The sequence below is a fragment of the Flavobacterium collinsii genome, assembly GCF_946903285.1.
GTDB lineage: Bacteria > Bacteroidota > Bacteroidia > Flavobacteriales > Flavobacteriaceae > Flavobacterium > Flavobacterium collinsii.
The window spans coordinates 2,842,326-2,857,347 of record NZ_OX336425.1; the positions used below are offsets into that span (position 1 = coordinate 2,842,326).

At 35.8% G+C, this 15,022-nt stretch carries 9 protein-coding genes; 4 read left to right on the forward strand and 5 right to left on the reverse strand.

Annotation, left to right across the window (positions count from 1 at the left end; all coding sequences use genetic code 11):
• Positions 1 to 9 precede the first annotated feature (9 nt).
• The 3 genes from pyrF to katG all read left to right on the forward strand — a co-directional run bounded on the left by pyrF (position 10) and on the right by katG (position 5,092).
• Positions 10 to 831, forward strand: a complete 822-nt coding sequence (pyrF, locus tag OGZ34_RS11750; protein ID WP_263360301.1) for an orotidine-5'-phosphate decarboxylase — start codon at positions 10 to 12, stop codon at positions 829 to 831.
• Between the two features lie 134 nt (positions 832 to 965).
• On the forward strand, positions 966 to 1,766 hold the full coding sequence (locus OGZ34_RS11755) for an ABC transporter substrate-binding protein (protein ID WP_263360302.1): 801 nt from the start codon (positions 966 to 968) through the stop codon (positions 1,764 to 1,766).
• A 1,121-nt stretch (positions 1,767 to 2,887) separates the two neighbouring features.
• Positions 2,888 to 5,092, forward strand: a complete 2,205-nt coding sequence (katG, locus tag OGZ34_RS11760; protein ID WP_263360304.1) for a catalase/peroxidase HPI — start codon at positions 2,888 to 2,890, stop codon at positions 5,090 to 5,092.
• 157 nt (positions 5,093 to 5,249) lie between these two features.
• Here katG and purU read toward each other — a convergent pair whose 3' ends face one another.
• From purU to OGZ34_RS11785, 5 genes are all read right to left on the reverse strand, one after another.
• Positions 5,250 to 6,104, reverse strand: coding sequence for a formyltetrahydrofolate deformylase (gene purU / locus OGZ34_RS11765; RefSeq protein WP_173967938.1), 855 nt, complete (start codon positions 6,102 to 6,104; stop codon positions 5,250 to 5,252).
• A gap of 40 nt (positions 6,105 to 6,144) precedes the next feature.
• Positions 6,145 to 6,870: a DUF4197 domain-containing protein gene (locus OGZ34_RS11770; protein ID WP_263360305.1), complete on the reverse strand. Its 726-nt coding sequence runs from the start codon at positions 6,868 to 6,870 to the stop codon at positions 6,145 to 6,147.
• A 538-nt stretch (positions 6,871 to 7,408) separates the two neighbouring features.
• A complete protein-coding gene (locus OGZ34_RS11775) occupies positions 7,409 to 8,668 on the reverse strand; it encodes a hypothetical protein (protein ID WP_263360306.1) in 1,260 nt (419 codons plus the stop codon).
• Between the two features lie 453 nt (positions 8,669 to 9,121).
• The gene (locus OGZ34_RS11780) at positions 9,122 to 9,541 is read right to left on the reverse strand and encodes a cytochrome c oxidase assembly factor Coa1 family protein (protein ID WP_173967941.1); all 420 of its coding nucleotides are present in this window, start codon (positions 9,539 to 9,541) and stop codon (positions 9,122 to 9,124) included.
• Between the two features lie 148 nt (positions 9,542 to 9,689).
• A complete protein-coding gene (locus OGZ34_RS11785) occupies positions 9,690 to 11,264 on the reverse strand; it encodes a L,D-transpeptidase family protein (RefSeq protein ID WP_263360307.1) in 1,575 nt (524 codons plus the stop codon).
• A gap of 302 nt (positions 11,265 to 11,566) precedes the next feature.
• On the opposite strand from OGZ34_RS11785, the gene OGZ34_RS11790 reads away from it, so the two are divergent.
• Positions 11,567 to 15,007 (forward strand): methylmalonyl-CoA mutase family protein, encoded by a 3,441-nt coding sequence (locus OGZ34_RS11790; RefSeq protein WP_263360308.1) that lies wholly within the window; start codon positions 11,567 to 11,569, stop codon positions 15,005 to 15,007.
• The last annotated feature ends 15 nt before the right edge of the window (positions 15,008 to 15,022 follow it).

The following is a 15,022-nucleotide window of genomic DNA, read 5'->3' on the forward strand; positions in this document are numbered from 1 at the left end:
AAATCAAGAATGACAACACAACAACTACACGAACAAATTCTATTAAAAAAATCATTTTTATGCGTTGGATTGGATCCCGATCTGACCAAAATTCCACCTCATTTATTAGAAACTGAAGATCCTATTTTTGAATTCAACAAAGCAATAATCGATGCCACTCATGATTTGGCTGTGGGATACAAACCCAACACTGCTTTTTTTGAGGCTTATGGATTAAAAGGGTGGCTTTCGCTTCAGAAAACCATTGAATATATCAACGAGAATTTTCCTGAAATGTTTACGATTGCCGATGCAAAACGTGGTGACATAGGAAATACATCAAGCATGTATGCTAAAGCTTTTTTTGAAGATTTGAATTTTGATAGTGTAACCGTTGCTCCTTATATGGGGAAAGATTCGGTAGAACCGTTTTTAGCTTTTGAGAATAAACATACCATAATGTTGGCGCTGACTTCAAACGAAGGAGCTTTTGATTTTCAGACGCTAAACGTAAACGGAAAGGAATTATACAAACAAGTTTTAGAAACCTCTAAAACCTGGAAAAACAGCCACAATCTGATGTACGTAGTAGGCGCTACAAAAGCGGAATATTTTACTGAAATCAGAAAAATTGTTCCGGACAACTTTTTGTTAGTTCCTGGAATTGGTGCTCAGGGCGGAAGCTTGTCGGAAGTTTGCAAATACGGAATGAATGATAAAGTAGGTTTGTTAGTCAATTCAGCGAGAGCCATTATCTACGCTTCAAAAGGAACAGATTTTGCCGAAAAAGCAAGAGAAGAAGCTTTGAAGGTTCAAAAAGAAATGGAAGAGATTATTAACTCTAAGGTTTAAATAACTTTATAAATAGATTAACCGCAAAGTTCGCAAAGGATTACGCTACGAACGCAAAGCTTTTTTTGCGAACCTTGCGAAAAACCTTTGCGAACTTTGCGGTTAAAGAACTTGAAATCTGAAACAAAATAAACATGAAACAGTTACAAGATCAGCTTGGTACCTCACATACTTTCGAAACAGCTCCAAAACGAATTATTTCATTAGTTCCTTCTCAGACCGAATTGCTATACGATTTAGGCTTAGAAGAGAAAATTATCGGAATCACTAAGTTTTGTGTGCATCCTTATCATTTTAAATCGACTAAAAAAATGGTAGGAGGGACCAAGAAGATTCATTTTGAAAAGATAAAACTACTAGAGCCTGATGTTATCATTTGTAACAAAGAAGAAAATACGCCCGAGATTGTAGCGCAGTTAAGTACAATTTGCCCGGTTTGGGTAACCAATATTGTTTCTATCGAAGATAATTTTCAAATGATTTCGGATTTTGGACAGCTCTTCAACTGCAGAACCGAAGCTCAAAAATGGAATAATAAGCTAACTTTCGCTTTAGACGATTTCAAAAAATACGTTCAGGATATTCCCGAGAAAAAAGCAGCTTACTTTATTTGGAAAAACCCTTATATGGTAGCTGGAAATGATACCTATATTAATGAGTTATTAAAACTGAATCACTTTCAGAATATTTATAGTGATAAAGGCCGCTATCCTGAAATTGAACTCAAAAAAATGCGTCTGGAAGGCGATCCTGATTTGGTTTTCCTTTCGTCAGAGCCTTATCCGTTCAAAGAAGAAGATGCCTTTGAAATAGGACGCTTTACGCATCATGCCAAAACTATTTTCGTTGATGGCGAAATGTTCTCCTGGCACGGAAGCCGGTTGTTAAAGGCTTTTCCATACTTCAAATTACTACACGAAAGACTTAGAAATTAGTTCCAGGTTTTCTTTGTTTCAGGTTGCTTTACTTTGAACATAATTTAACCGCTAAGTCCGCTACGATTTTTCGCAAAGTTCGCAAAGATTAATATGCATAAAGCTTTGCGAACTTTCTGTTTTATACAAAATCATGGACAAAAAAACTTTGCGGACTTAGCGGTTAAATACACAATCCAATAAACTTAAACCGCATATTAGTTTCAGGTTTTCTTTGTTTCAGGTTGCTTTACTTTGAACATAATTTAACCGCTAAGTCCGCTACGATTTTTCGCAAAGTTCGCAAAGCTTAATATGCATAAAGCTTTGCGAACTTTCTGTTTTATACAAAATCATGGACAAAAAAACTTTGCGGTTAAATACAAAATCCAATAAACTTAAACCGCATATTAGTTTCAGGTTTTCTTTGTTTCAGGTTGCTTTACTTTGAACATAATTTAACCGCTAAGTCCGCTACGATTTTTCGCAAAGTTCGCAAAGCTTAACATGTATAAAGCTTTGCGAACTTTCTGTTTTATACAAAATCATGGACAAAAAAACTTTGCGGACTTAGCGGTTAAATACACAATCCAATAACCTTAAACCGCATATTAGTTTTAGGTTTTCTTTGTTTCAGGTTTCAGGTTTTCTTTGTTTCAAGTTGTTGGAGCGTATATTTTGGCGCAAAAACTTTAGCAAATTTGCGGTTAAACTATGTTCAAAGTGTAGCAACTTGAAACCTGAAACCTGAAACCTGAAACAAAAAAAGATAAAAAATTAGCAAAAAAAAATGCCGGCATCTCGAAGACGCCGGCATCATTTAACTAACCAAAACCAAAATAATAAATAACCAGTTTATTACACTACAAAGATCCAACTTATATGAATGTTTTGCTGTTAAGGTTTTGTTATTACTTTGTTGGACATAAGTTAAGATTTTTTGATTCCCTGTTTTGAGCTTTCTGTAGCGTTAAATAATTTTTGACTATTAAAATATAAAAACAATCAATTTTGTTTATTAATATCGCAAGGATAAGTTTGTATATTTGATAAAGTGTTAAATATCAGTGATGTGTGATTTCTTAAAAAAATTAGCATTTGATAGGAGGCAGTTAATTTTAATCAAAAAAAAAACAGAAAAAATGAGTGATTCAAACGAAAGTAAATGTCCTTTTCATAATGGGCAAGTGAAAGAAACTGCTGGTACAGGAACTTCTAATAAAGATTGGTGGCCAAATCGGTTAAATTTAAACATACTACGTCAGCATTCTAATTTGTCAGATCCGATGGAAGAAGGTTTTAACTATGCTGAAGCATTTAAAACCTTAGATTTGAATGCTGTCAAAAAGGATCTTTTTGATTTGATGAAAGATTCGCAGGATTGGTGGCCGGCAGATTATGGTCATTACGGACCTTTATTTATTCGTATGGCCTGGCACAGTGCGGGAACTTACCGTATATCTGATGGTCGTGGAGGCGCGAGTTCAGGAAACCAGCGTTTTGCTCCTTTAAACAGTTGGCCGGATAATGGTAATCTGGATAAAGCACGTTTTTTACTTTGGCCAATTAAACAGAAATATGGTAATAAAATCTCTTGGGCCGATTTAATGATCTTAACCGGTAACTGTGCCTTGGAATCTATGGGATTTAAAACTTTTGGTTTTGCAGGCGGAAGAGAAGATGTTTGGGAACCGGAACAAGATGTAAACTGGGGTTCAGAAAAAGAATGGTTAGCTACCAGCGATAAACCATATAGTAGGTATACTGGTGATAGAAATTTAGAGAATCCACTCGCGGCTGTACAAATGGGGTTAATCTATGTAAACCCTGAAGGTCCGGATGGAAATCCTGATCCGCTAGGTTCCGGTAGAGATATTAGAGAGACCTTTGCCCGTATGGCTATGAATGATGAAGAAACCGTGGCTTTAACGGCAGGTGGGCATACTTTTGGTAAAGCGCATGGAGCTGGCGATGCAGCTTTAGTAGGCGCAGAGCCGGAAGGGGCAAGCATAGAACAAATGGGACTGGGCTGGAAAAGTAGTTTTGGTAGCGGAGTAGGTGAAGATGCTATCACAAGTGGAATTGAAGGAGCATGGAAACCAAACCCAACTACTTGGGACAATGGTTACTTCGAAACTTTATTTAAATACGACTGGAAATTGACCAAAAGTCCTGCAGGAGCTCATCAATGGACTCCGACGGATGAAAGTGCTGCAACAACGGTAGAAGACGCTCATAATCCGGCCAAGCGACATGCTCCGATGATGACAACGGCGGATATGGCAATGAAAATGGACCCAGTCTATGAGGCAATTTCAAGAGATTATATGCAAAATTTTGACAAATTTGCTGATGCTTTTGCCAGAGCATGGTACAAATTGACTCACAGAGATATGGGGCCAATTTCGCGTTATTTAGGTCCTGAAGTTCCGAGTGAAATATTGATTTGGCAGGACCCGATTCCTGCGGCTAAAGGGGAGTTGAGTTATAGTGATATTGCCGCTTTAAAAGATAAAATCCTTTCAAGTGGTTTGTCGGTTTCACAATTAGTAAATACTGCTTGGGCATCGGCTTCTACATTCCGTGGTTCTGACAAGCGTGGGGGAGCTAATGGTGCCCGTATTCGTTTTGAACCACAAATCAGTTGGGAAGTTAATGCAGGGGGGCAGGTGAAAAAGGTATTGGCAGTTTTAGAAACCATACAAAATGATTTTGCTAATTCAGGAAAATCAGTGTCTATTGCGGATTTAATTGTTTTAGGAGGATCTGCTGCAATTGAAAAAGCAGCATCAAATGCTGGCTTATCGATAGATGTTCCATTTACACAGGGAAGAGGTGATGCTACTTTAGAACAAACGGATGTGCATTCGTTTGAAGTGTTAGAGCCAAAAGCAGATGGATTCAGAAACTATAAAAGTGCCAAAACAAATGCCATTACAGAAGAGCTTTTAGTAGACAGAGCACAATTGTTAACGTTGTCAGTACCAGAAATGACAGTGTTGGTAGGAGGTTTGAGAGTCTTGAATGCCAATTACGATGGTTCTAAACATGGTGTGCTTACTACAAATGCAGAAACATTGAGTAATGATTTCTTCGTTAATTTATTGGATTTGGGAACTACGTGGAAAGCGATCAATGAGACAGGTGAAAATTTTGAAGGACGCAATCGCACTACCGGAGAAGTAAAATGGACGGCAACCCGTGCAGATCTTATATTTGGTTCGAATTCTGAACTTCGTGCGATCGCTGAGGTTTACGCCAGTAGTAATGTCAAAGAAAAATTTGTAAAAGATTTTGTCTCCGCATGGACTAAAGTAATGAATCTTGACCGATTTGATGTACGTTAACAGAAGGTTCATACGCTCAGAGGTTCAAAGGAACAAAGGTTCTGAGTATTGAACGTATATTTAAAAAGGTAAACCCTACAGTTTTTTAAAACCTGTAGGGTTTGTTTATTTTAGTGAGGGAAAAACTTTGTTCCTTTGAACCTTTACCCCTCTGTATCTAAGAAAAAACAATCGTTTTGTTGCTGTAAACCATTGTTTTACGTTCGGCATGAAGTTTTATCGCTCGGGCTAAAACGATGCGTTCTAAATCGCGTCCTTTCATGATAAAATCTTCAACGGAGTGAATGTGTGAAACTCTGGAGATATCCTGTTCGATAATTGGTCCTTCATCCAGTTGTTCTGTTACGTAATGGCTAGTTGCCCCAATAATTTTGACACCTCGTTTAAAAGCCGAATGATATGGTTTTGCCCCGGGAAAGGCCGGCAAAAACGAATGATGAATATTAATGATTTTATTCTCGTAAAGTGAAATCAGTTTTGGAGTAATGATTTGCATGTAACGCGCCAATACAATAAAATTAATCTGATACTTTTTTAAAAGTTCAATTTGTTTGGCTTCCCCTTCTTCTTTATTGTCTTTTGTAAAAGGCACGCAGTGAAACGGAATATCAAATCGTTCTGCAATCGATCGCAAATCATTATGATTGCTAATGATGAGAGGTATTTCTATATTTAATTCGCCTGCACTGTAACGGCCAAGGATGTCAAACAAACAGTGATCGTATTTTGAAACAAACAATGCCATTTTGGGTTTCTGTTCCTGATTGTACAAATCCCAGGACATATCAAAATCAGCTGCTATAGTTTTTGCAAAATCTTCTTTTATCGATTCAGGGCTCACATAATGATTGGTGAGTTCACATTCTAATCGCATAAAAAACACATTTTGTTCTATATCAACATGCTGATCGATATAAGTAATATTTCCTTCTACTTTAGCAATAAAAGTCGTCACTGCGGCGATAATTCCTTTTTGGTCTTTACAGTGAATTAGAATGGTTATTTTTTGCATTTGGTTATTGGTTAACAAATAAACAGTTTAACAATAAAAATTATTTTTTGTCCTGCATGGCGAATACTTTTTTCAATAAAGGAGATGTTCTCGCATTGATATTGGTACGGATGTCTTTTTCTTCGACAGCAATCATTTTAAAAACACCTGCCAAAGCCTGATTCGTTGTATAATCAGTCAAATCAGGGTTTACTTTTCGCACTAAAGGGATGGTGTTGTATTTCTTGATTATGTTTGTCCAGACTACATCGGCACCTACTTTTTCAAAAGAAGTTTTGATTACCGGATTGAATTTTCCGTATAAAGCAGTTGTAGTACTGTTTTGTAAATAGCTGGTTGCGGCGTTTTCGCTGCCCAGTAAAATGTTTTTGGCATCAGCAAAAGACATGTTTTTAACTGCGGAAACAAATATTGGAGTTGCTTCTTTAACGGCATCTTCGGCAGCGCGATTGAGTACTTTGATACCTTCATCGGCAAGAGATGATAATCCGATTCTTCGCAAGGTAGCATCAACCCTTTGTAATTCTTCCGGCATTAAGATTTTTACAGCTTCATTTTTATAAAAACCATCCTCAGCGGTTAATTTGCTTACTTGCTGCGTAATTCCTTTGTTTAAGGCTTCTTTTAATCCCGAAGCGATATCGATACCACTGTTGCCTTTAATTTTTGACGACAATTGTGATAATTGATCTAAGGTTTTTTGTACCTGAGCATAAGAACTAAAAGAAAATGTAAGGGCAAGTGATAGAATTAAAATCTTTTTCATTAAATGAGTTTTATAAGTTTCAAAAATACTACTTATTCAAAAATAAAGCCACAATTTTATTTCAGGAGGTTAAACAATTTGTTGCATCCTTAACAATGTTCTTTGGGAGGTTCTAAGGTGCTGAGGTTCTGAGGGACTAAGTTTTTACTGTTTTTTGTTTCTGATAACCCGTTGGGTGTAATTGCTTTTAACACATAGTAACATAGATTCGGTATCTATAAAAAAGGCGTTTTACTTCATTTAAATAGATATAGCCTCTTATGTGAAAGAAATGTATTTCTTTTTGGGTCTCTTTTTACACTTAAATTCTATGTTTCTATGTGTTAAATCATCTTTTTGTTAATTGCACCCAACCGGTTTCTGATGAATAAATCAGATAGAATTATTATTCTATTTTACTAAAGCCTCTTCCTCTTAGTAACTCAGGACCTTAGTACCTTTTTTGAGTAATAGGAGTAGGTGGTATAAATGCAAAAGAGGCTCAATTGCTAAAATTGAACCTCTTTTAATTTTTTGTACTTCGTAGTACTATGTATTTTTATTTTTGGATTACAAATTTACCGTCTTTCTCACAGTAAACATCATTTGAGTTGGATTCGTATTTTTTAAAGCATGAATCTCCAGTTTTTTCGACCAAAATAAAACTCTTATCATACGAAATGAATTTTAACTCAAGACCTTTATCAGTAGTGATTGTTGTTTTATCATTAACTACTACAAAATCAACTTCTCCATTATCTTTGTAAGCCCAAACTTTTGCGGCAGTTGGATCATTAGAATCCATAATACTTCCCTCTGCACGATTGGCAAAACGATCGGTTTTTAATTTTCCTGTCAGTTTTTTATCATTTTGAGACACGCTTCCGTTGATATAGATAAAGTAAGCCGAATCAAATGTTGGGTTTTCAACTTTAGCAGTTAAGTTTTTTTGGTTAACCGTCATTAAACTTGTAATATTTGCTTGAGCTTCGCCTGGCCATAAACTAATCATACCGGCACCTTGTTTCGCTGTTTCAAGATATTCTAAAGATTTATCAAAGTTTAACAGAAACATTTGTGTCAAGGCTAAGTTCAGGTAAATTACTTTGTTGTAATCTTTCGGCTTTAATTTTTTGTATTCTTTACCAACATAACTCAAATAGAATTTTTCTAATTCTGAAAGGTAGGATTGGTCTAAAGAATTGGCCGCAATTTTGTTTAAAAATTCATCTGTTTTAGTGTTGAACTCAACAAGTTCGCTAAACTCCTCCGCTTTTTCAAATAAACCGTAGTTTAAAGTAAATTCTTTTTCAGTAATAAGAATGTTATTGTCACTAAGGTATTTATATCCTATATTATTCAAATCGCTGGCTAAGCTTTGATTTGGTTTTCCGTTAACATAAGTACCAGAATACATTCTGGAATTTGTACCTTTTTCATATAAGATTTCATTGTTTTTTCCTAAAACTAAATATTTGAAATCTCCATCTAAAAGGTAAGTACCATTATCGGCTCTTTTATAAGTAGCTCCTTTGTACCCCATTAAAACGCGAACGTCGGGATTGGTTGTATCTTTTTTAGTGTAATCTTCAATTGTATTTTTAGTAACATTATTCTCATAAGTTTTTGAATTCTTCTTGGCATATGTTGCATTCCAGGTGTCATCTCCTTGAATGATAATGTTATATGTTTTAATGTTTTTAAAAGAGTCTGATTTTGGGATGGTAATTTTAACTTTTTTCTTGTTAGTGTCTGCTTTTTGAGCATAAGAAGTACCGCTGATTAGGGCTAGCAGCAAGAACATTGTAATTTTTTTCATAGGTTTATTTTTGCCCAAATATAGGAATATGGACGTGAAGCAAACTACTAAAAAGAATGTTTTTAAAGGAAAAAAACCGTGCGAAATAAACAGTATTCCATCAGTTGTTTACACAGATGGATCTTAGAATTAGTATTGAATCTGGTTGGTTTGGAGTGTAATTTTATTTTAAAAGAATTATAGATTTATTACTTAGGGATTATTTTGAAACAACTTGGTAACTCATATCTGTTAAGTGTAATTCATTTTAACACATAGTGACATAGGTATTCCGTCCGCAAAAAAGGCGTTTCACTTCATTTAAATACATATAACCTGCTATGTGAAAGAAATGTATTTCTTTTTTCATTCTCTTTTACACCTAAATTCTATGTTTCTATGTGTTAAATCAATTTTTTGATATTTACATTTAATGGGGTAAAATTGGGATAAAAGTATAGTGTAGATCGTATTTTATTTTTTTAGCAAATCAATTTTTTCTTTAGTGTCTTCAACATAAAGACTCATTTCATCGTATTTCCAGGTTCCGTTTTTGGTACCCACCACAAATAAAGTTCCTCTGCTTTTTGAACCTCGTATTGGAATTTGTAAGTTGCAATGTTCTATGCTATTAGTTGAATTAACACTGCCTGAGGCAATTCCGTTATCTTCAATTGGGCTGCCCAATTTCTCCAGTACTATGGTGTTATGCTGTGCTTCGTTCATGGCAGCTTTATAAGAATCAGATTCTTTGAGCATAGAAGTTATTCCAAAGAAAAGTCCGGTAAGAAACAAACCAAAAAGGACTAAAAGGCTCAAACATCCTGTTGGTACAAACCATTTCCAGTTTCTGTCCCACCAGCTTTTTCTAACTTCAGTATAATCGTCTTCCATAAAAAGGGTAATTTTAGATTTGAGTTTGAATGATTAAAGATACTATTATTCTTCCAAACTCTAAATTCAAATCTAAAATTACCCTATTAAAAATTACAGCTTCAATTACAGATCTTTTGATGAAGAGAACTAGCTAATTGGTTAAATTTTATTTAGATACTACTCCCGTCTGAGGAGAAACCGTTTTGTTTAATTCACCATCTCGCTCATAAACATCCTGAAAGAAACCAATTTCTCCATTTTCATTGACTAGCGAAGTAAAATATGTAATATAAATAGGTACTTTTTTAGTTAGTTTAAAACTGTTTTCTGTTTTACCCGCCATAGCTTTATCTATTTTATCGGGAGTCCATTCAGGATAATCTTTAAGCATGGCAGCAGCTAATTCTTTAGCCATTTTTATGTTTATACAACCATGGCTGAACGTTCTTTTTTCAAAATCGAATAAAGTTTTAGATGGAGTATCATGCATATAGATGTCATCAGGGTTCGGGAACATAAATTTTACTAATCCTAATGAGTTTTCAGGACCCGGTTTTTGTCTTACCTGACCATTTACTATTTCCATATTATGTTTGGCAAGATAATTTTTATCCTCAGCGATTTTACTTTTCAACTCATTGTTTACAATACTTTGCGGAACGGTCCAGTAAGGGCTAAAAACGATTTTCTCAATTTCGCCATTAAAAATGGTTGTTTTTGTTAATGGTGCTCCAACAAAGACACTCGAAGACAGTTGCACCTTCCCATTTTTTACATAAATCAATTCATATGAGGGAACGTTGACTAAAACATACTCATCGCAACCGGCCATTTGATCCGAAATAATGCGACATCTCTCCATGTTAAGTTTTAGGGTCTCCATTTTATCAGCAAGAGTAACATTCATTTCTTTAATATGTTCTTCTGCTAAAATATAGTTAGGTTTGAAACCGTTACGAACTTTATATTTCATTACCGCATCCATTAATTCACGGTCGTAAACGTTACTTTTAGAATCCTTTTTTAAATCTCCCAATAAGTATAAACGGGTTCGGACTTGGGCGATAGTATTTGAAACAGCATCCGGACGTAAATCTTTATAAGGTGTTTCTTCCGGAACAATAGGCTTCCATTTATTAGAACGGTCTAGTTTTTTATATTTTTTCAGAACGTCCTGTAGTTTATAATATTGATCATAGGTTACTTTAATATTTTCAGTGGTCGAAGTAGTGGCTTCTTCGATCGTACTGTAATTTAAAAAATCTTTCAGCATAGCATCATACGACATTTTTTTTCCGGCATCTGCATTACTTTTTTTGGCGTAAGCAATATATAGAGAACTCAAAAGCATATCCGCATCTGTTTTAGACAGCTTTGTTGCTGAAGAAGAAAAAAGAGCATCGATTTCTTTTTGATAAGGAACAACCAAATCATTCGTTTTTTTAGTTTTTTGATATAATGCAGAACCAAACTCATTGATGGCATCTTCATCAAACCAAATAGTTCCCGGAGTTCTGTTTTTGTATAATGACATGACGTCAGACTTATATTTTTTCAAATCAGAATATCTTTTAAAGAAGTCATTTGAAATTTCGTTTACATTATCAGAACCTGAATTCTTGTAAACGGGCGCGACAGTTGAAGTTTTTTTATAAAAAACGTTCTTATGATCAGTTTTGGCAAAAGACGAAACAAAAAAACTTAGAACTATAATTAGGCTGAGTGGATATAATGTTTTCATTTTTTAAATTTTTACGGTGTTACTTTTGTAGGTAGTTTTAGGTAAAAATTTGGGGTTTTTCTATACTACTAAATTACTTTACAATGTTGATTTACAGGTTCTTGTATTTTGTTTGAATATTTCAAGATTTCCATGTTGTTAACCTTTTTATAAGACTTATATAAGATAAATCAACTTAGTATTCAAATTGTTACCCCTCTAAAAGAAAAAAGATTCTTTTTTTTGTTAACAAAAAGATATTAGCATGATCAAATGTTGTAATATTTTGTAAATTGCTCCCTTAAAATTATCATATTCATAAAATGGAACAACAAATACCATATATTCCTAAAAATAAAGTAAGAATTGTAACCGCAGCGTCTCTTTTTGACGGACATGATGCAGCGATAAACATTATGCGTCGTATTATTCAGTCAACCGGAGTTGAGGTCATTCACCTTGGGCACGACCGTAGTGTCGAGGAAGTGGTAAATACTGCTATTCAGGAAGACGCCAATGCGATTGCGATGACATCGTATCAGGGAGGACATAATGAATATTTTAAATACATGTATGACTTGCTGAAAGAAAAAGGAGCAGGACACATTAAAATTTTTGGAGGCGGAGGCGGAGTAATCCTTCCAAGCGAAATTTCAGAATTACACGAGTATGGTATCACGAGAATTTATTCTCCTGATGATGGTCGTTCTTTAGGTTTACAAGGAATGATTAATGATTTGGTGCAACGTTCCGATTATCCAATTGGAGATCAATTAAACGGAGAAATCGATCATATCGAAAATAAAATTCCAACAGCAATTGCACGTTTGATTTCGGCAGCAGAAAACTTTCCTGAAATCGCAAAACCTGTTTTTGATCAGATTCACGAAAGCAATACCGATTCTAAAATTCCGGTTCTTGGAATTACCGGAACAGGTGGAGCCGGAAAATCTTCTTTGGTAGATGAACTGGTTCGTCGCTTTTTAATTGATTTTCCTGAGAAAACAATCGGATTGATTTCTGTCGATCCGTCAAAAAGAAAAACAGGAGGAGCATTATTGGGAGACAGAATCCGTATGAATGCCATCAACAATCCTCGTGTGTATATGCGTTCGCTGGCGACACGTCAGTCTAATTTGGCATTGTCTAAATATGTTGCTGAGGCCATTCAGGTTTTAAAAGCAGCAAAATACGATTTGATCATTCTTGAAACTTCAGGAATCGGACAATCAGATACCGAGATTATGGACCATTCTGATGTGTCCTTATATGTAATGACACCAGAGTTTGGAGCAGCAACACAATTGGAGAAAATCGACATGCTTGATTTTGCCGATTTGGTCGCTTTGAACAAGTTTGATAAAAGAGGTGCTCTTGACGCCATTCGTGACGTTAAAAAACAATACCAGCGCAATCATAATTTATGGGATAAAAATCCGGATGAAATGCCGGTTTTCGGAACCATCGCTTCTCAGTTTAACGATCCGGGAATGAACACGCTTTATAAAGCGATCATGGACAAGATTGTAGAGAAAACCCAATCTGAGCTGAAATCTACTTTTCAGATTACGAAGGAAATGAGTGAGAAAATCTTCGTGATTCCGCCACACAGAACCCGTTATTTATCAGAAATTGCAGAGAACAACCGATCTTATGACGAAAGTGCTCTTTTGCAACAAAAAGTAGCACAAAAATTATACGGAATCTTTAAAACCATAGAAACCGTTTCAGGTAAAGTTCCGCAAATTAATAAAGCCGGAATCGATGATTCGACTGTTTTGCCAAGCGCTACGGAAGCACATGACGAAAACAGAATCTTTTTAAACCTGTTACTCAATCAGTTTGATAAGGTAAAAATGGATTTAGATCCATACAACTGGGAAATTATTTTGAATTGGGACGAAAAAGTAGCCAAATATAAAAATCCGGTGTACAGCTTTAAAGTACGTGATAAAGAAATTAAAATCGCTACACATTCAGAAAGCTTGTCGCATTTGCAAATTCCAAAAATTGCTTTGCCAAAGTATGAAGCCTGGGGTGATGTATTACGTTGGAATTTACAAGAAAACGTTCCGGGAGAATTTCCGTTTGCGTCAGGATTGTATCCGTTCAAGCGTGAAGGTGAAGATCCGTCAAGAATGTTTGCAGGAGAGGGAGGGCCGGAAAGAACCAACAAGCGTTTTCATTATGTGAGTGCAGGATTACCGGCAAAACGACTTTCAACTGCTTTTGATAGTGTGACTTTATACGGAAACGATCCGGATATTCGTCCTGATATTTATGGAAAAATAGGTAATGCCGGAGTTTCAATCTGCTGTCTTGACGATGCTAAAAAACTGTATTCAGGTTTCGATTTGGTTCATGCTTTAACTTCGGTGAGTATGACCATCAACGGACCAGCACCAATGTTATTAGGCTTTTTTATGAACGCAGCGATTGATCAGCAGTGCGAATATTACATCAAAGCCAATGATTTAGAAAAAGAAGTTGAAGCTAAAATCAACAAAATATACAAGGAAAAAGGAACAGAACGTCCGAAATACCAAGGTGATTTACCGGAAGGAAACAACGGTTTGGGATTAATGCTTTTGGGGGTTACCGGAGATCAGGTTCTACCTTTGGAAGTGTATAACGATATCAAAGTAAAAACCTTATCACAAGTTCGTGGTACGGTTCAGGCGGATATCTTAAAAGAAGATCAGGCACAAAACACCTGTATTTTCTCTACCGAATTTGCTTTGCGATTGATGGGTGACGTTCAGGAATATTTTATTACACAAAACGTTCGTAATTTTTACTCCGTTTCGATTTCAGGATATCATATTGCCGAGGCAGGAGCGAACCCAATTACACAGTTGGCCTTTACGCTTTCGAATGGTTTCACTTACGTGGAATATTACTTAAGCCGTGGTATGAACATCAACGATTTTGGACCAAACTTATCGTTCTTCTTTTCGAATGGAGTAGATCCTGAGTATTCAGTAATTGGACGTGTGGCACGTAAAATTTGGGCAAAAGCCATGAAAAACAAATACGGAGCCAACGAAAGAGCGCAAATGCTAAAGTATCATATTCAAACTTCCGGACGTTCATTACACGCACAGGAAATTGATTTCAACGATATCAGAACGACATTGCAGGCTTTGTATGCGATTTACGACAACTGTAATTCATTGCACACCAATGCTTATGATGAAGCGATTACAACACCAACCGAAGAGTCTGTTCGTAGAGCAATGGCGATTCAGTTGATTATCAATAAAGAATTAGGTCTGGCGAAAAACGAAAACCCAATCCAGGGATCGTTTATCATCGAAGAATTAACCGATTTGGTAGAAGCTGCCGTTTTACAGGAATTCGACCGCATTACAGAGCGTGGTGGAGTTTTGGGAGCTATGGAAACGATGTACCAAAGATCTAAAATCCAGGAAGAAAGTTTGTATTACGAAACCCTGAAACACAACGGAGATTTCCCAATTGTGGGGGTAAATACCTTCTTAAGTTCAAAAGGATCTCCAACGGTAATTCCGGCAGAAGTAATTCGCGCCACCGAAGAAGAAAAACAATATCAAATTACGATGCTCGATAACTTACACCAGTTCCACGAAGCAAAAGTAAACGAGCATCTAAGTAAACTACAAGAAGCCGCCATTAAAAACGAAAACTTATTCGCTCATTTAATGGAAGCGACTAAGGTTTGTTCTTTGGGTCAGATTACTTCGGCATTGTTTGAAGTGGGCGGGCAGTATAGAAGGAATATGTAAAATCTTTTCGATTTT